The sequence below is a fragment of the Bacillus sp. B1-WWTP-T-0.5-Post-4 genome (assembly GCF_009183795.1).
Lineage (GTDB): Bacteria > Bacillota > Bacilli > Bacillales > Bacillaceae_G > Bacillus_A > Bacillus_A cereus.
The window spans coordinates 713,088-729,529 of record NZ_WEIJ01000001.1; the positions used below are offsets into that span (position 1 = coordinate 713,088).

The window sequence follows — 16,442 nt, forward strand, 5'->3', positions numbered from 1 at the left end:
CGTCACATATCCTCTTTCAAGCATACTTCCCCGTAAAAGAACGCAAAAAACACCCGTCCCTAACAAAGGGACGAGTGTTGAAATCGTGGTTCCACCCTTATTCTAATAAAATGAATTCATAACGAAATAAGCTCATTTTATAGCTCGTGTAAATTGATAACGGTTTTATCCGCCAAGAATTACAATGCATCATGTATGCAGTTCACTCTTGAAGTTTAGAGGTGGTAAGCTTGTCTTTTCGTATTAGGAAGCTCACAGCCTAAGGCTTCCCTCTCTGAGAATCGTAAAATACAACTCATGTCCTCATCATTACTTTTATAAAATATCTTGTCGAAACTTGTTGTTTTTTATTATATGGGCTATTTTTTAAAAAATCAATAGTTTTATTTTTTCTGACAAAAAATATAGGGAGAAAATTTTTCCTCCCTATAACTGCCCTATTAAAATTTCTAACTCTTCAGCTGTAACGCTCCGCCACTTTCCAACTTCAAGCTCATTTAGCTCTATATTCATAATGCGTACTCGCTTTAGCTTTATTACAGTAAATCCGAAAGCACGACTCATTCTACGAATTTGCCTGTTCATTCCTTGCGTTAAAACGATACGAAATGTTGATTGATCGACTCTTGTCACTTTGCACGGCTTCGTCATTCCATCTTTAATCTTTACACCGCTGGACATCTCATTAATAAACCAGTCCGTAAAAGGTTTATCGACTGTGACAACATATTCTTTCTCGTGCTCATGATCACCGTGTAAAATTTGATTCGCAATGCCGCCGTCATTCGTTAATAAGATAAGTCCTTCCGATGCTTTATCTAATCGCCCAACTGGAAAGATTCGCTCTGGGTAATTGATATAATCAATAATATTATCTTCAATATGATCGGCTGCTGTACAAGTAATTCCGACTGGTTTATGGAATGCGATATACACCTTTTCTTTCTCTTCTTTCGCAATAACCTGTCCATCAATCGTTACAACATCACCATCGCTCACAAGTGCACCGTGCGTACATATTTCGCCATTAATAGCCACGCGTCCAGCTTTAATAAGGCGGTCTGTTTCACGTCTTGAGCATGATTTTGCTTCGCTTATGTATTGGTTGATTTTCATGTTCTATTCCTTTTCACATATATTAAAAGCGTCAATCTATGGCAATATCATTCTGCCACGATTGACGCTTTTTCACTTCGCAAAAACAACTAAATAAATAACCCCAATCACCAAAAATATTCCACAACAAGCTAACAATACTTTTGCAAGTTTGTCCATAAACATATAATGGTTTCCCCTTTGTTTCGTTGTTTTCTATTTTAATTCGACAACTGTTACGCCTAGGCCTCCCTCGCCCATGTCACCGTAACGGAAGGTTTTTACACCGCGATGCTTCTTCAAGTAATCTTGTACACCTTGGCGAAGTGCTCCTGTCCCTTTACCGTGAATGATTGATACGCGAGGATAGCTTGCAAGCTGGGCATCGTCTAAGTATTTCTCAACGCGCGCCATTGCATTTTCAAATCGTTCACCACGAAGGTCAAGTTCTAATGAAACATGATAGTCTCTACCTTTTACCGTTGCAACTGCTTTTTTCTCTGTTTGCTTCGGTGTGTTAATGTATTCCATATTAGATTCTTTCACTTTCATCTTCAGAATACCGATTTGTACGCTCCACTCTGTATCGCTTACTTTTTCAAGTAGTTGACCTTTTTGACCGAACGTTAATACTTTCACTTCATCACCTGCACGTAACTGTTGTTTCGGTGCAGTATTTTTCACATTTACTTTTTGTTTCTTAACAAGCTCTGGCGCTGCGCCTTCTAGACGACTCTTCGCTTCAATTAGCTCGTGGTCTTTCACATTTGCAAGCTGTGCTTTACGCAATTGACGAAGTTCTTGAATAATGCCTTCTGCTTCTTTCTTTGCAGCTTCGACTTTTTCTTCCCCTTCTTTTTGCGCTTTTAATAATCGTTCGTCGCGATCTTCGTTAAATTCAATAATTTGACGTTGCAACTCACGATGAAGTTTCTCAGATTGTTTGCGAAGCGCTTCTGCTTCGTTCCAGTCACGCTCTGCGTTCTTCTGGCTTTCTTCTAACTTCGCAATCATATTTTCAATTTTATTCGTATCTGTACTAATGTGGTTACGTGCTTGGTCAATGACGCGATCAGATAATCCAAGACGTTTCGAAATTTCAAAGGCATTACTACGTCCTGGTACACCGATTAATAATTTATACGTTGGGCTTAACGTGTTCACATCAAACTCAACACTCGCATTAATAACTTGTTCACGGTTATATCCGTATGCTTTTAATTCTGGATAATGCGTCGTTGCAACAACGCGAGCACCGCGATTACATACTTCATCTAAAATTGAAATGGCAAGTGCAGCCCCTTCTTGTGGGTCTGTTCCAGCACCTAATTCATCGAATAAAACTAAGCTTTCAAAATCAGCTTTTTCTAAAATATCAACGATGTTCACCATATGTGAGGAGAACGTACTTAAACTCTGTTCAATCGATTGCTCATCACCGATATCAGCAAAGATATTTTTGAATACACAAATCTCTGACTCATCCATTACTGGAATGTGAAGGCCAGATTGCGCCATTAACACACAAATACCAACTGTTTTCAGCGTAACTGTTTTACCACCTGTATTCGGTCCTGTAATAACAATTGTCGTGAAATCTTTCCCTAACATAATGTTATTTGGCACGATTATTTCTGGATCGATTAGCGGATGTCGAGCTTGTCTTAAATCCATATAACGCTCGTTATTTACGATTGGTTTCGTTGCTTTAATTCGTTTCGCATAAAAAGCTTTCGCAAAGATAAAATCAAGATTTGCAACTACTTCTACGTTTGATAAAACGATATCCGCTTCTACTGCCACTTCTTCTGTTAACATTAATAAGATGCGTTCGATTTCTTGTTTTTCTTTCACACGTGCTTCTTGCAGTGCATTATTTAATTCTACAATGACTTGTGGCTCAATAAATAACGTTTGTCCAGAAGCCGATTGATCGTGAACAATACCACCATATACGCCGCGATATTCTTGTTTTACTGGGATTACGTAACGTTCGTTACGAATCGTTACAATCGAATCAGACAGCATCTTTTGCGCGTTTGAAGAGCGCGTCATATTTTCTAACTTTTCACGAATACGACTTTCCGCAGTACGAATTTGAGTACGAATACCACGCAGTTTATCACTTGCGCTATCGACTACTTCACCGCCGTCACCGATGCAATTTGTAATTTTCTTTTCTAAATCATATAAAGATACAATTTGAGCGACGTGAGTTTCTAAAATCGGAAGCTCGACACCGTTATCAGCCATATCTTCAATGAAGCGTTTCATATTACGACTACCATACATCGTATTTGCAATATCAAGTAATTCATTTGGACTTAACATACTCCCAATTTTTGCACGCTTCACATTTGAGCGAATATCCGTAATACCACCTAATGGTGCACTACCTTTTAAACGAATAACTTTCGCTGCTTCATCCGTTGTATCTTGCATTTCTACAATTTCTTCAAAATCAGTGCTCGGCACTAAATGCTTCACTTTGTCACGACCAAGTGAAGATGCTGTATGTTCAAGTAATTGTTCTTTTACTTTATTGTATTCTAATACACGCAACGTTCTTTCTAACATGTTGCAGGTCCCCCTTGTATTACTTATTACGTTTAATATAGTCTAATAAACGTTCAATATCCCACGTGTTAATCACGTTATCTTTTTGAATCCAACCTTTACGTGCTGCTGCTACACCTGTTTCCATATCTTCTAACATTTCAAGCGTATGAGCATCCGTATTAATCGCTACTTTCACACCAGCATCTTGTGCTTGTTTTAATAATTTCGCGCTTAAATCTAGACGGTTCGGATTCGCATTTAATTCTAAAACTGTATTTGTCTCTTTTGCTAGTTCAATTAATAAATCTGTATCTACATCATAACCCTCACGACGCCCGAGAAGACGTCCTGTAGGATGGGCAATCATTGTGACATGTTTATTCTCAAGTGCAGTACGTAGACGCTTCATAATCGTTTCACGGTCTTGTGAGAAGCTAGAGTGAATCGCTCCAATGACATAATCTAATTCTGCTAATACTTCATCATCAAAATCAAGCGAGGCATCTGGTAAAATGTCCATTTCAATTCCGCGTAAAATTGTAATGTCTGGATACTTTTCATTCATACGTTCAATTTCTTTCGCTTGCTCACGAAGACGCTCTTTCGTTAAACCGTTCGCCACTTTCAAATATTGCGAGTGATCAGTAATCGCCATAAACTTATATCCACGAGCACGGCACGCTTGTACCATTTCTTCAATAGAAAAAGCACCGTCACTCCAAGTTGTATGCATATGTAAATCACCTTGTATATCGGAAAACTGAATTAAGTTCGGATACTCTTTAATTAATTCAATTTCTTTTCCATCTTCACGCACTTCTGGCGGAATAAATGGCAAACCGAAATGAGCAAAGAAGTCTTCTTCAGTCTCAAATGTTTTCACTTCACCTGTTTCCAAGTTCTCTACACCGTACTCACTAATTTTCTCGCCTTTATCTTTTGCGATTTGACGCATTTTTACATTATGGTCTTTTGATCCTGTGAAATGGTGAAGAGTTGTAATAAACTCTTCTGGTTTTACTAAACGGAAATCAATTGAAATATCATATTCATATTGAAGACGGACAGAAACTTTCGTATCTCCACTTGCTATTACTTCAATCATATTATCAAATTGTAGTAAATGCTCACGTACCGCTGCTGGTTCTGTCGTTGCAATGATAAAATCTAAATCTTTCACTGTTTCACGAACACGGCGCAAACTACCAGCGCGAGAGAAACGAATTACTTCAGCAATATTCGACAATTTCTCCTCTATTTCCCCGGCAATAGGCAATACCATCGCAATTGGTAAACGCTCTGGACGAGAGCCTACTTGATCGATTGCTTCTAATATTTTCTCTTCTGTCTTCTTACCGAAACCTGCTAAAGCTTGTACTTTATTTTCCTCACAAACAGCTTTTAGCGATTCCATATCAACAACACCAAGTTCTTTATATAACTTAGCTACCTTCTTACCACCAAGTCCTGGTAGTTTTAATAACGGCAATAAGCTACTTGGTACTTCTTTTTCAAGTTCTTGTAATACTTCAGATGTTCCCGATTCTATATATTCTTGAATAACGGCTGCTGTTCCTTTTCCGATGCCTGGAATCTTTGTGAAATCTTCAATTTCAGAAAGACTACGATCATCACTTTCTAACGCTGCTGCCGCTTTACGAAATGCAGATATTTTAAATGGATTCGCGCCCTTTAATTCCATAAAAAGCCCGATTGTCTCTAATAATTTGATCACTTGTTTTTTATTTACTTTCATCATTGTCCCGCCTTTCTTTCATAGAAAAAAACTTCTCTTTCCGAAAAAAGAGAAGTTATACTCTGCTACCTGTCTGCCATAGTTCCTTCACCTTTTCAGAGAGAATCGGTGTATCGTCTACAATTATTTTGCTAATTGATGATTGTTGTAATGGTGTTTGTAATTGTTCAATCGGAAGAATGTTCCCAATGATAATTAAGACAAACAAAATAATATATACTTCTAAAAATCCGAGGATTGCCCCCGCAAACGCATTTACTTGCTTTAAAACCGGTATTTCTGCAAACATATTTAACAAATTACCAAGTAATGAAAGTGCAATTTTAGTGATAATAAACAATATGATAAACGCAAGCGCTTGATAAAATACTGTCTCAATATTATTTGCATCAATCCATTCTGGAACAGATACGTTTTTATCAAATGGATACGGAATAAATTTCGCAAGTGCTGGCGCTAAATCTTTACAGTACCAGTATGCAACAAGGTATGCGATAATAAAGCTTGTTAACTTTACAAGTTGCAGAATAAACCCTCTGCGTAAGCCGAGGAAAAATCCCATAACAAGCAGTAAAATGATAATAATATCAATCATGTTATTCCATTCCTTTTTTTGTCATACTTTCTTTCAATTTCTCATGTTCTTCTTTTAATTTTATGTAATCGTGTATGACGTTTACCGCCGTCAATACCGCTAGTCTACTCGTGTCAAGCGAAGGATTCTTGGCATTGAGTTCGCGCATTTTATCATCCACAATCGCTGCTACCATGCGGATATGACTTGTACTTTCATCGCCAACAACTGAATATTGCTGACCATAGATTTCTACATTAATTCGACTTTTCTTTCCCTTTTGTTGTGACAACTCACCGGCCTCCAATCACGTACAGAATCCTAAAGTTTATCATACCATGAACCTTCATAATATGGAAACAGAAAGAACAATCCGATATGATAAAAATAACAATATAAAAAAAGGGGCGACCATTATGTCAAATTCTATCGTAATTCAAACAAATTCTACAGTAATTGAAGACATGAAACAACAATATAAACATTCGCTTAGCTCAAAAACTCCGCAAGGCGGAATCTTCATGGCAAAGGTACCATCTTGCACGATTACAGCGTATAAATCTGGAAAAGTAATGTTCCAAGGAGGCCGCGCTGAAGCAGAAGCTTCTCGTTGGCAAACTGTCTCTCAAACACCGAAAACAGCTGTAACAAAATCTGTCGATTCCCATCGTTATGCGCCTCCTGCTTCCATCGGTACAATGTCTATTGTAGGGTCTGATGAAGTTGGTACGGGAGATTTCTTTGGACCGATGACAGTCGTTGCTGTATATGTGGATGCAAAGCAAATTCCACTACTAAAAGAACTTGGTGTAAAAGACTCTAAAAACTTAAATGACGATCAAATTACTGCCATTGCGAAACAACTTCTACACGTTGTTCCTTACAGCTCCCTTGTCCTTCATAATGAAAAGTATAACGAGCTATTTGATAAAGGAAACAACCAAGGTAAGTTAAAAGCTTTACTACACAATAAAGCTATTACAAACTTATTAGCTAAAATGGCACCTACAAAACCTGAAGGCGTCTTAATCGATCAATTCACACAACCTGATACATACTATAAATATTTAGCAAAACAAAAACAGGTACAGCGTGAAAATGTTTATTTCGCTACGAAAGGTGAAAGCGTCCATTTAGCAGTAGCCGCTGCTTCTATTTTAGCTCGCTACTCATTCGTAAAACAATTTGACGAACTAAGTAAAAAAGCTGGTATGCCACTTCCAAAAGGTGCTGGTAAACAAGTTGATATCGCCGCTGCTAAATTAATTCAAAAAGTAGGTAAAGAAAGATTACCTGAGTTTGTAAAACTGCATTTTGCTAATACAGAGAAAGCGTTTCGCTTATTGAAATAGTATCGACAAAAACAGGGGCTTACAAACTCCTGTTTTTTGTTTCATGTGTTCTCGATTCAATGTAATTGCATTTACTATTTTCCTCTTCTAACTATATCGCTAAATTAACTCATTTTTAGTAATTCCCCTATAAAAAAGGAGAGCCGCCAAGACTCTCCCTTTTTTATATTAGCTTCGTTTCTGCTTCTTATTTGATGAAGATACTTTATGAGAACCCGTTTCATGTGTTGTTGTCCCTTGTCCTTCCACTTCTGGAGAACCTAGGATTGATCTTGAATGGTCTTTTTTCACTTTTTTACTCATTGCACTCACCCCCAAGGTTACTTTTTACTTAAGGGTAAAAAACTATTCAACATAATAATCTGAACATATACTCGCTACTCTTTTACTCTCGTGTTTGGTTTTCGCTTATGTCCCATAGACGCTTTGCTGCATCCTTATCCAAGGCAGCTTCAGACATTTCCCCTACTTGTTTATCGGCATAGTAATAACCACTCTGATTAGTAAATCCAGTTGATTCTGCTAGCCATACTAAAGTTTCAGCACCTTTCTCCGGCGTACGGGAGAAAGGTTTCATTGCTGCCATAGTTAAGCGAGCAGCTAGACCATTATCCTGGTTAAAATTTGTATTCACTAGCCCCGGGTCAAAGCTATAAGCACTAACACCCGTTCCCTCCAACCGCTGTGCCAATTCAGAGGTGAATAAAATGTTAGCTAGTTTTGTTTGTGCATAACGCATTGTAGGACCGCCCATGAACTTCTTAATACCGCGATACAGTTGTTCTGCATCTAGATCATCGAAATCAATTCCCTTTTTAGCCATTTTATGACCGTGAGATGCAGTGGTAATGACGCGGCAGGAGCACTTTTTTTTAAACGCTCCAACAACAAATCTGTAAGTAAGAATGGACCTAAATGGTTTACCGCCCAGGTCATCTCCAAACCGTCCTCTGTAATTTGTCTTGTTTGAAATAAAGCACCCGCATTATTTACTAATATATCAATTCTCGGACATCTTTCTAAAATATTGGTAGCTACCTGGCGTATAGATTGTTGGGAAGACATATCAGCGAAAAATATATCTACCACTGCATTCCCATCCGTTATATTTTCAAGTTGAGTCATAACATCATTCGCTTTTGCTTCATTACGTGCAATGATTCCTAGCTTAGCACCGCTTTTTGCAAACACCTTAGCTGCCGCTAATCCAATACCACTTGTTGCACCAGTGATTACTATATACTTGTCACGCAATGTCCACTTTGTATGACTTGGAATTTCCCCCATTGTATAAAAACCCCTTCCCTATATAAATGTCGCATTCATTTTACTTATATATGAAGTGGGAATTGAACTATGAACAACATCTTTTCTAGTCGTGAAATACTTTATAAAGTTCAGGTTGCAATTACAACCTTTCTCAATAAAAAAAGCGAGAGCAGTTGCTCTCGCTTTTTTTATATCTTAAAACTCAGAAGAACCTGGAGTTCTTGGGAATGGAATTACGTCACGGATGTTAGCCATACCAGTGATGTACATTAGGAAGCGCTCGAAACCTAGACCGAATCCAGCGTGTTTTGTACCGCCGTATTTTCTAAGTTCTAAGTACCACCAGTAGTCCTCTTCGTTCATACCTAATTCTTTAATTCTGTCTACTAAAACGTCCATTCTTTCTTCACGTTGGCTTCCGCCGATTAATTCGCCGATGCCAGGAACTAGAAGGTCAGTAGCAGCTACTGTTTTACCGTCTTCATTTAAACGCATGTAGAATGCTTTAATGTCTTTCGGATAGTCAGTTACGAATACAGGGCGTTTGAAGATTTCTTCTGATAAGTATCTTTCGTGCTCTGTTTGTAAGTCAATTCCCCATTCTACTGGGTATTTGAAATCAGCACCTGATTCTTGAAGCACTTTAATTGCTTCTGTATAAGTGATGCGACCAAAGTCAGAGTTAATTACGTTGTTCATGCGCTCAAGAACTGTTTTATCAACGAAGCTGTTGAAGAATTCCATTTCTTCTGGTGCATGCTCTAATACGTATTTCATTGCATATTTCAGCATATCTTCTGTAAGATTCATTACGTCCCCTAGTTCAGCGAATGCAATCTCAGGCTCAACCATCCAGAACTCAGCAGCGTGGCGAGTTGTGTTTGAGTTTTCCGCACGGAATGTAGGTCCGAATGTATATACATCACGGAATGCTAATGCATAAGCTTCAGCGTTCAGCTGTCCACTTACTGTTAAGTTTGTTTCTTTACCGAAGAAGTCTTTTGACTCATCAACTTTTCCGTCTTCACCTTTTGGTAGGTTATTTAAATCTTGCGTTGTTACGCGGAACATTTCGCCAGCACCTTCTGTATCACTACCAGTGATGATAGGTGTATGAACATGTACGAATCCACGCTCTTGGAAGAATTGGTGAATCGCAAATGCTGCGATAGAACGTACGCGGAACGTTGCAGAGAATGCATTTGTTCTTGGACGTAAGTGAGCGATTGTACGTAAGTATTCAAATGTATGACGTTTCTTTTGAAGTGGGTAATCAGAATCTGATAAGCCCTCGATATCAATTTTTTCTGCTTTAATTTCAAATGGTTGCTTCGCTCCAGGCGTTGCAATTACTTTACCTTCTACTTTAACTGAAGAGCTAAGTGGAAGTTTTGCAATTTCTTTGAAGTTATCTAATTCTGTATCGAAAACGATTTGAACGCTTTTGAAGAAGCTACCGTCGTTTAATTCGATGAAACCAAATGCTTTTGAATCACGTAAGTTACGAATCCACCCTGATACTTGTACTGTTTGACCTGCGTATTTATCTGTATCTCTATACAGACTTTTTACTAATGTGTTTTCCATAGTGAAATTCTCCTTTGCTGATATATTTAAATACAAAAAAACCTTTCATCCATAAAGGGACGAAAGGTTAAACTTCGCGGTACCACCCAATTTGTCATAAAGACCAACTTTAACTCGTATGTAATACATACTTCCCGGTTTGTAACAGGCCGGATTCCCGTCTAAGTCTACTCTTGAATACAAGATTCAATTTCGGTTAGCAACTCCAAGGTGTTCTTCACATATACCGCCTCATCAGGCTCTCACCGTCCCTGACTCGCTTTGGATTATAGTATATACTACTTTTCCTTATCATCGTCTTTCATTTTGTTAAACTAAAATTAATGTACTACATTCGAGAGAAAGATGCAAGGTGTCGGAAAATATATGAGCGATTTTTGTAATATATCGACTTACCGACAGTGTCCGACAACTAACCCAATAAAAAAATTGCCGGAATATATCCGGCAATTTTCTAATTACTTACGTAACTCCGCACCGAATTTCTCTTCTACCGTTGTTAGTACACGGTTATGTGCTTCTGTTACTTCTTCGTCTGTTAATGTACGTTCTGCATCGAAGTAAGTCATAGAGAATGCAAGTGATTTCTTGCCTTCTTCCATTTTTTCACCTTCGTATAAGTCGAATAGTGTTACGTCTTTCAGAAGTTCTCCGCCAGCTTCAGCAATGACTTGCTTCATTTCGCCAGCTTTTGTTTCTTTCGTTACGACAACAGCCATATCACGTGTCATAGATGGGAAACGTGGAATTGCTGCGTAGTAAGTTTCTTCAGCGTCTGCACCGAATACTTTTACAAGAGATAATTCAAATACGAATGTATTTTTCACATCTAATTGTTTTTCTGCTTCTGGGTGCAATTGACCGATGAAACCAATTACTTCGCCATCTAATACGATGTCAGCTGTACGGCCTGGGTGCATACCTTCACGTTTTGCTGGTGCATATGTGATTTGGTTTGCAACGCCAAGTACGTCGAATAGTCCTTCTAGTACACCTTTCACAACGAAGAAATCTACTACTTTCTTCTCACCTTGCCATGCATGGTGAAGAGCAAGACCTGTCATAACACCTGCAAGATGTTGTTCTTCTTTCGGAAGTTCTCCTTCTTCTGTCGGTAAGAAGATAGAACCTACTTCGTATAAAGCAACGCTGTCGTTTTTACGAGCGACATTGTATGAAACTGCTTCTAGTAATTGCGGTACTAAGCTTAAACGAAGTTGGCTACGTTCTTCACTCATTGGAAGCGCAAGACCTACAGGCGCCTTTTCGTTTGGCTCAACCATATATTGTTTCGCTTTGTCAGCGCTTGTTAATGAATACGTGATTGCTTCATATAAACCAGCACCCTCTAAGAAGCGGCGTACTTTACGACGTTTCGTTTGTGCTGATGTTAATTTACCACGAGTCATCGTTCCAGAAGGTAATGTAACTGGAATGTGGTCATAACCGTATAGACGGCCCACTTCTTCTACTAAGTCTTCTGAAATTGTAATATCAGGACGACGTGCTGGTACATTTACATGGAATGTTCCTTCTACTTCTGTGAATGGGAATTTCAAGTTTGTGAACATTGTACCCATTTCACTCGCAGAAATATTTGTACCTAATACACGGTTTACTTTTTCAGCAGTAACAGATACTGTACGCTCTTGTACTTGTAAGTTGTCAGCTTCTACTACACCTTCAAGTGCTTCACCGCCAGCATATTTCGCCATTAAAGCAGCTGCGTGTTGAATTGCTTCAAATGTACGTGTTGGGTCGATTCCTTTTTCGAAACGTGCACTTGATTCACTACGAAGACCTAAGTCTTTTGATGTACGACGTACTGTTTGACCTGCAAAGTATGCAGACTCAATTAGAACGTTTACTGTCTCATTTGTAACTTCAGAATCCGCCCCGCCCATTACACCAGCAACAGCTAAAGCTTTCGTGCCGTTTGTAATTACAAGGTGGTGGCTTTGTAATGTACGCTCTTGATCATCTAACGTTTCAATTTTTTCGCCTTCTTTTGCAAGACGAACAACGATTTCTTTTGAACCTAATTTATCGTAATCGAATGCATGTAACGGTTGACCGTATTCCATTAAAATGTAGTTTGTAATATCAACTACGTTGCTAATTGGACGAATGCCAGCTGCCATAAGACGAGTTTGCATCCACATTGGTGATGGACCAATCTTTACGTTTTTAACCATTTTTGCAATGTATAATGGGTTTTCTTCTTTCGCTTCTACACTTACAGAAATATAATCAGAAGTTTTTTCTGCTGTTTCTTGTAAGTCGATAGCTGGAAGTTTTACTTCGCGGCCATAAATAGCAGCTACTTCATATGCAACACCTAACATGTTTAAGCAATCTGCACGGTTTGGTGTTAAGCCAAGCTCAAGTACTTCATCGTGTAAGTTTAAAATTTCAAGTGCATCTGCACCAACTTCAGCGTCACTTGGGAAGATAAAGATACCATCTGCGTATTCTTTTGAAACTAACTTTCCATCAATACCAAGCTCTTGAAGAGCACAAACCATACCGTGAGAAGCTTCACCGCGTAGTTTTGCTTTTTTGATTTTGAAGTTACCAGGAAGTACAGCTCCAACTTTTGCAACTGGTACTTTTAAACCTTTTGCAATGTTAGCAGCTCCACAAATAATTTGAACTGGCTCTTCTTCACCGATATCGATTAAGCATTTGCTTAATTTATCAGCTTCTGGGTGTTTTTCACATTCTAATACGTGACCAACTACAACACCTTTTACACCTTTATTTAATACTTCAACGCCTTCTACTTCAATACCACTTTTCGTGATTTTGTCTGCTAGTTCTTGTGCTGTTACATCTTTAATATCTACATACTCTTGTAACCAACGATATGATACGAACATACTTATCCTCTCCTTCCCTTACGCTCGTTTGAATTGTTGTAAGAAACGTACATCATTTGTATAGAAATGACGAATGTCATCTACTCCGTATTTCAACATTGCGATACGCTCTGCGCCCATACCGAATGCGAAACCTTGATATTCTTTTGAATCATAACCAGCCATTTCAAGTACGTTCGGGTGAACCATACCTGCGCCTAGAATTTCAATCCAGCCAGTTCCTTTACAAGTGCCGCAACCTTTGCCATGACACATCATACAAGAAATATCCATCTCTACAGATGGCTCTGTGAATGGGAAGAAACTTGGACGAAGACGGATTTCACGATCTTCACCGAACATCTTTTTCACGAATACTTGCAGTGTACCTTTTAAGTCACTCATACGAATGTTTTTATCAATTACAAGACCTTCAATTTGCATGAACTGATGTGAATGCGTCGCATCGTCGTCATCACGGCGATACACTTTACCAGGACAAATAATTTTGATTGGGCCTTTTTCTTTATTATTTTCCATCGTACGTGCTTGCACAGAAGATGTATGTGTACGTAGTAACGTTTCTTCTGTAATGTAGAATGTATCTTGCATATCACGCGCTGGGTGATCTTTCGGTAAGTTTAGTGCTTCGAAGTTGTAGTAGTCTTTTTCTACTTCTGTTCCTTCAGCTACTTCATAACCCATACCGATGAATACATCTTCAATTTGTTCAACAACAGCTGTTAACGGATGGTGGCAACCTGTTTCAACAGGACGACCTGGCAATGTAACATCAATTGTTTCAGTAGCTAGTTTCGCTTCGATTACTGCTTTTTCTAAGTTACTAATTTTGTCTTCTAGACGCGTTTGAATCGCTTCACGTACTTCATTTACTAATGCTCCCATACGTGGACGCTCTTCTGCTGATAATTTTCCCATGCCGCGTAATACTTCTGTAATTGGGCCTTTTTTTCCTAAATACGCTACGCGTACGTCGTTTAAGCCCTTTAGCTCTTTCGCTTCTTCAATAAGCTCTAACGCTTTTTGCTTTAGCTCTTTTAAACGTGCTTCCATTTTGGAACCCTCCTAATTTTAAAAATAAAAAAACCTCGCTCCCAAAAAGGGACGAGGTAAATTCGCGGTACCACCCTAAATTGACAGAACAAGTCTGCCCACTCATTAGTTATAACGATCAATTCTGACCGGAACGCCTTTACATATACATGGTCCTGGCGTCAACTCCAGAGGTGAATTCACTTCCGTCTACCATAAGAATGCTTTCAGTCTACGGCACTCTCTCCCTATATGGCGATTTTGTAAGTTACTCTTCTCTATCAACGTTTTTCGTTATTTAACTTTTAATATAATGTACTTCAACTTATTATAAGAAGTTTTTTATTTGTTCGCAACCGGGCTTTGCAAATAATACGTTAAAATCCCTGCTGCAACCGCAACATTTAATGATTCTGCCCCGCCGTAAATCGGAATATACAAGTTTTGATCCGTTTTTGCAAGAATTTCTTGGCGTACGCCATTTCCTTCATTTCCTACAATTAATGCAAAACTGCCGGCCGGCGTTACTTCACCATACGGAACTCCATTTTCAAGAGCTGTTCCATATACAGGAACGTTATTTTCTTTTAACTTGTCTACCCATTCTTCTAAGTTCCCTTTTACAATTGGCAAGTGGAAAATAGAGCCTTGTGTAGAGCGGAGTACTTTACTATTGTAAACATCAACACAACCTTCTCCAAGCACAACGGCGTGAATACCAGCTGCATCAGCTGTACGAATAATTGTTCCTAAATTACCTGGGTCTTGCAGGCCATCTAATAAAAGGAATTTCCCATCAGTAAGAGCTACTTCTTTCTCATGCTTCTCACAAACAGCAAATACACCTTGCGTCGTTTCTGTTTCACGAAGTATTTTTACAATCGCCTCAGGTACGATGTACATTTCCACATCATTAACTGTCCAATCTTTCGGAAGGTCTGTCTGATCTGAAACGATAAGTTCTGTTACAATCCCTGTCTTCAAAGCTTCCTCGACTAAGTGGAATCCTTCTACAAAAAATAAACCTTTTTTATCGCGTTCTTTTTTCGTTTGCAGCTTTTTCCACTGCTTTACACGCGGATTTTGTACTGAATCAATGTTTTTCATAATATGTATTTCCCTCTCTTCTTGTCTTATCATTATAGCCTATTTTTCATACATATTTACATAAAAAAGAACAAAAACTAACGTCAGTTTCAATTCTGAAGAAGAGGTGAAAGCAATGAGTTTTAATTTACGCGGTGCCGTATTAGCGAATGTATCTGGAAATTCACAAGATCAATTACAAGAAACAATCGTCGATGCAATTCAAAGCGGTGAAGAAAAAATGCTTCCAGGTCTTGGCGTTTTATTTGAAGTCATTTGGAAAAACGCTGATGAAAATGAAAAGCACGAAATGTTAGAAACACTAGAGCAAGGATTAAAAAAATAAGCAATTTGAAAATCACCTTTGCATAAGCTAAGGTGATTTTTTTGCAGAAAATTTTTTTCTTCTCCTAAACATTTCTACTTTACTAACGAACTATGATGGAGTACAATGTTCAAAATACATTTAAACCGATCGATTTTTCTTCATATACACCATAAGATAAAAGGAGTGAATGTTTTATGCACCGTATTACGCTTGAACAAATTTTTAAACACCACATTACACAAAAATACGTAAACCGTTCTGGAATGGTCCACGCGATCGCTGTCGCTTACCATGCGTTTCACCTAGCCAAAAAGCATCACGCCTCAGTCGATGCTGCCACAAAAGCTGGCTTCCTTCATGATATCGGACATCATACGTGGTACACAGGCGGCGAATGGGATTATGACTTATATAAAAAGAATGATATCCATGCAATTAAAGGCGCTGAAAGAGCACATAAATTACTTATTAGATTGGGAGAACATCCAAAACTAGCAAAAGAAATTTCTATTGCAATTCTTCTTCATACAGATTCTTTCTTAGTGGAACAAGAAATTGAAAGAACATCTCTTCAAAATATTATTAAATGGGCAGACGAAGCAGATGAAGAACCGGGCGGAGCGCATCATTATCGAACAATTTCTTATGAAAAAGCACTTAAAGCAATTCAGCAATTAGATCGATTGGTAGAGCGTGAATTGCAAATAGAGCAAGCAAAATTGAATAACAAGACAGAACATAGTTATCAATGAGAAAGAGGCATCACTACAGGGTGATACCTCTTTTATTATTTTATGGAAAATACACCTTTATATGTAATATTTAAATATTACGCCTGAAAACAAAATCCATTATTCCAGCTATGTTATTTCATATTATGAATAATATGTTAGCATTCTTAGGATAAAGAGAGGTATCATGATGA

13 protein-coding genes, 2 pseudogenes and 3 other annotated features are annotated in these 16,442 nt (G+C 38.3%); of the genes and pseudogenes, 4 read left to right on the top strand and 11 right to left on the bottom strand.

The window, feature by feature from the left end; genetic code table 11:
- Positions 1 to 63: 63 nt before the first annotated feature.
- Positions 64 to 319 (bottom strand) — a binding site (T-box leader).
- A 107-nt stretch (positions 320 to 426) separates the two neighbouring features.
- The 5 genes from GBN91_RS03850 to zapA form a co-directional block, all read right to left on the bottom strand.
- Complete coding sequence (locus GBN91_RS03850) at positions 427 to 1,116, bottom strand: 23S rRNA pseudouridine(2604) synthase RluF (RefSeq protein WP_102956010.1); 690 nt, start codon at positions 1,114 to 1,116, stop codon at positions 427 to 429.
- Between the two features lie 195 nt (positions 1,117 to 1,311).
- The gene (locus tag GBN91_RS03855) at positions 1,312 to 3,672 is read right to left on the bottom strand and encodes an endonuclease MutS2 (RefSeq protein ID WP_000893713.1); all 2,361 of its coding nucleotides are present in this window, start codon (positions 3,670 to 3,672) and stop codon (positions 1,312 to 1,314) included.
- A 19-nt stretch (positions 3,673 to 3,691) separates the two neighbouring features.
- Positions 3,692 to 5,410 (bottom strand): DNA polymerase/3'-5' exonuclease PolX, encoded by a 1,719-nt coding sequence (gene polX / locus GBN91_RS03860; protein WP_000867532.1) that lies wholly within the window; start codon positions 5,408 to 5,410, stop codon positions 3,692 to 3,694.
- A 55-nt stretch (positions 5,411 to 5,465) separates the two neighbouring features.
- Positions 5,466 to 6,005, bottom strand: a complete 540-nt coding sequence (locus GBN91_RS03865) for a CvpA family protein (protein WP_000565408.1) — start codon at positions 6,003 to 6,005, stop codon at positions 5,466 to 5,468.
- Between the two features lies 1 nt (position 6,006).
- Positions 6,007 to 6,276 carry a cell division protein ZapA gene (zapA, locus tag GBN91_RS03870; RefSeq protein ID WP_000082701.1) on the bottom strand — a complete coding sequence of 90 codons (270 nt, stop codon included), beginning with the start codon at positions 6,274 to 6,276 and terminating at the stop codon, positions 6,007 to 6,009.
- Positions 6,277 to 6,400: 124 nt separating this feature from the next.
- On the opposite strand from zapA, the gene rnhC reads away from it, so the two are divergent.
- The gene (gene rnhC / locus GBN91_RS03875; RefSeq protein ID WP_000071601.1) at positions 6,401 to 7,336 is read left to right on the top strand and encodes a ribonuclease HIII; all 936 of its coding nucleotides are present in this window, start codon (positions 6,401 to 6,403) and stop codon (positions 7,334 to 7,336) included.
- Positions 7,337 to 7,504: 168 nt separating this feature from the next.
- On the opposite strand, the gene GBN91_RS03880 is transcribed toward rnhC, so the two are convergent.
- From GBN91_RS03880 to GBN91_RS03905, 6 genes and pseudogenes are all read right to left on the bottom strand, one after another.
- A complete protein-coding gene (locus GBN91_RS03880) occupies positions 7,505 to 7,639 on the bottom strand; it encodes a YuzL family protein (protein WP_000039591.1) in 135 nt (44 codons plus the stop codon).
- An 82-nt stretch (positions 7,640 to 7,721) separates the two neighbouring features.
- A pseudogene (locus tag GBN91_RS03885) lies at positions 7,722 to 8,623 on the bottom strand (SDR family oxidoreductase).
- Positions 8,624 to 8,800: 177 nt separating this feature from the next.
- Positions 8,801 to 10,192, bottom strand: coding sequence for an asparagine--tRNA ligase (asnS, locus tag GBN91_RS03890; RefSeq protein ID WP_000432160.1), 1,392 nt, complete (start codon positions 10,190 to 10,192; stop codon positions 8,801 to 8,803).
- 52 nt (positions 10,193 to 10,244) lie between these two features.
- Positions 10,245 to 10,496 (bottom strand) — a binding site (T-box leader).
- A gap of 154 nt (positions 10,497 to 10,650) precedes the next feature.
- A complete protein-coding gene (gene pheT / locus GBN91_RS03895) occupies positions 10,651 to 13,071 on the bottom strand; it encodes a phenylalanine--tRNA ligase subunit beta (RefSeq protein ID WP_000498186.1) in 2,421 nt (806 codons plus the stop codon).
- 18 nt (positions 13,072 to 13,089) lie between these two features.
- Positions 13,090 to 14,124, bottom strand: coding sequence for a phenylalanine--tRNA ligase subunit alpha (pheS, locus tag GBN91_RS03900; RefSeq protein WP_000388222.1), 1,035 nt, complete (start codon positions 14,122 to 14,124; stop codon positions 13,090 to 13,092).
- 44 nt (positions 14,125 to 14,168) lie between these two features.
- Positions 14,169 to 14,397: a binding site (T-box leader), on the bottom strand.
- Positions 14,398 to 14,445: 48 nt separating this feature from the next.
- The gene (locus GBN91_RS03905) at positions 14,446 to 15,243 is read right to left on the bottom strand and encodes a TrmH family RNA methyltransferase (RefSeq protein WP_002026395.1); all 798 of its coding nucleotides are present in this window, start codon (positions 15,241 to 15,243) and stop codon (positions 14,446 to 14,448) included.
- A gap of 82 nt (positions 15,244 to 15,325) precedes the next feature.
- Between GBN91_RS03905 and sspI the strand changes: the two genes are divergently transcribed.
- From sspI to GBN91_RS03920, 3 genes and pseudogenes are all read left to right on the top strand, one after another.
- Positions 15,326 to 15,535: a small acid-soluble spore protein SspI gene (gene sspI / locus GBN91_RS03910; protein WP_000009509.1), complete on the top strand. Its 210-nt coding sequence runs from the start codon at positions 15,326 to 15,328 to the stop codon at positions 15,533 to 15,535.
- 176 nt (positions 15,536 to 15,711) lie between these two features.
- Positions 15,712 to 16,269, top strand: a complete 558-nt coding sequence (locus tag GBN91_RS03915) for an HD domain-containing protein (RefSeq protein WP_000554786.1) — start codon at positions 15,712 to 15,714, stop codon at positions 16,267 to 16,269.
- A 74-nt stretch (positions 16,270 to 16,343) separates the two neighbouring features.
- Positions 16,344 to 16,424, top strand: a pseudogene (locus GBN91_RS03920) (CPBP family intramembrane glutamic endopeptidase); the annotation flags it as partial.
- Positions 16,425 to 16,442 lie beyond the last annotated feature (18 nt).

Coding starts and splice junctions, on each gene's coding strand:
- GBN91_RS03850 (WP_102956010.1), bottom strand. CDS start 1,116: ATGAAAATCAACCAATACATAAGCGAAGCAAAATCATGCTCAAGACGT.
- GBN91_RS03855 (WP_000893713.1), bottom strand. CDS start 3,672: ATGTTAGAAAGAACGTTGCGTGTATTAGAATACAATAAAGTAAAAGAA.
- polX (WP_000867532.1), bottom strand. CDS start 5,410: ATGAAAGTAAATAAAAAACAAGTGATCAAATTATTAGAGACAATCGGG.
- GBN91_RS03865 (WP_000565408.1), bottom strand. CDS start 6,005: ATGATTGATATTATTATCATTTTACTGCTTGTTATGGGATTTTTCCTC.
- rnhC (WP_000071601.1), top strand. CDS start 6,401: ATGTCAAATTCTATCGTAATTCAAACAAATTCTACAGTAATTGAAGAC.
- GBN91_RS03880 (WP_000039591.1), bottom strand. CDS start 7,639: ATGAGTAAAAAAGTGAAAAAAGACCATTCAAGATCAATCCTAGGTTCT.
- asnS (WP_000432160.1), bottom strand. CDS start 10,192: ATGGAAAACACATTAGTAAAAAGTCTGTATAGAGATACAGATAAATAC.
- pheT (WP_000498186.1), bottom strand. CDS start 13,071: ATGTTCGTATCATATCGTTGGTTACAAGAGTATGTAGATATTAAAGAT.
- pheS (WP_000388222.1), bottom strand. CDS start 14,124: ATGGAAGCACGTTTAAAAGAGCTAAAGCAAAAAGCGTTAGAGCTTATT.
- GBN91_RS03905 (WP_002026395.1), bottom strand. CDS start 15,243: ATGATAAGACAAGAAGAGAGGGAAATACATATTATGAAAAACATTGAT.
- sspI (WP_000009509.1), top strand. CDS start 15,326: ATGAGTTTTAATTTACGCGGTGCCGTATTAGCGAATGTATCTGGAAAT.
- GBN91_RS03915 (WP_000554786.1), top strand. CDS start 15,712: ATGCACCGTATTACGCTTGAACAAATTTTTAAACACCACATTACACAA.